Here is a 973-nt window from a genome sequence, read left to right on the forward strand (position 1 = left end):
CGACCGGATCGACCTCCGGGACCGGATTGGCCAGCGCGAACACGATCGACTCGTCGGCCATCGCCGCGATGTCGTCGCCCGTGACAATGTTCGGCGCCGAGACCCCGATGAACACGTCCGCCCCGACCAACGCGTCCCGCAGTGATCCCGTCCGACCCTCGGGATTGGTGTGTTCGGCGATCCAGGTACGAAACTCGTCGGCGGTGTCGTCGGGTGAAAGAATCCCCTTCCGCCCGCAGCCGATGATGTTCGTCGCACCTTGGGCGACGAGCAACCGGATGACGGCGTGCCCGGCGGCGCCGACGCCGGACACCACGATCCGAGCCCGGCCGAGCGACTTGCCGACCACGCGCAGCGCGTTGGTCAGGGCGGCCAGGACCACGATCGCGGTGCCGTGCTGGTCGTCGTGGAACACCGGAATGTCGAGGATATCGCGCAGCCGGGCCTCGATCTCGAAACACCTTGGGGCGGAGATGTCTTCGAGGTTGATGCCGCCGTACACCGGCGCGAGGGCCCGGACGATCTCGACGATGGCATCCGGGTCCTGGGTGTCCAGGCAGACCGGCCAGGCGTCGACACCGCCGAACCGTTTGAACAGTGCCGCCTTGCCCTCCATCACCGGGATCGACGCCGCGGCACCGATGTTACCCAGACCCAGGACCGCGGAGCCGTCGGTGACCACGGCGACGGTATTGCGTTTGATCGTAAGGCGGCGCACATCCTCGGGGTGTTCAGCGATGGCGGTACACACCCGGGCGACGCCGGGGGTGTAGGCGCGGGAGAGGTCGTCGCGGTGTGTGAGCGGAACCGTGGGGACCACCTCGAGCTTGCCGCCCAAATGCAGAAGGAAGGTGCGGTCGCTGACCTTGCCGACGATCACCCCCGGAACCTCGGCGATCGCGGTAGAGATCTGGTCGGCGTGCGCGACGTCCGAGGCGTCGCAGGTGAGGTCGATGACCATGTGGTCGGGATG

Annotated in this window: 1 protein-coding gene; it reads right to left on the bottom strand. The window is 67.6% G+C overall.

The window, feature by feature from the left end; all coding sequences use genetic code 11:
- The coding region (locus G9373_RS45410) for an NAD-dependent malic enzyme (protein ID WP_167121365.1) at positions 1-973 on the bottom strand (973 nt) is incomplete at both ends.

This window comes from Rhodococcus sp. A14 (genome assembly GCF_011603105.1).
GTDB classification, from domain to species: domain Bacteria; phylum Actinomycetota; class Actinomycetes; order Mycobacteriales; family Mycobacteriaceae; genus Rhodococcus_F; species Rhodococcus_F opacus.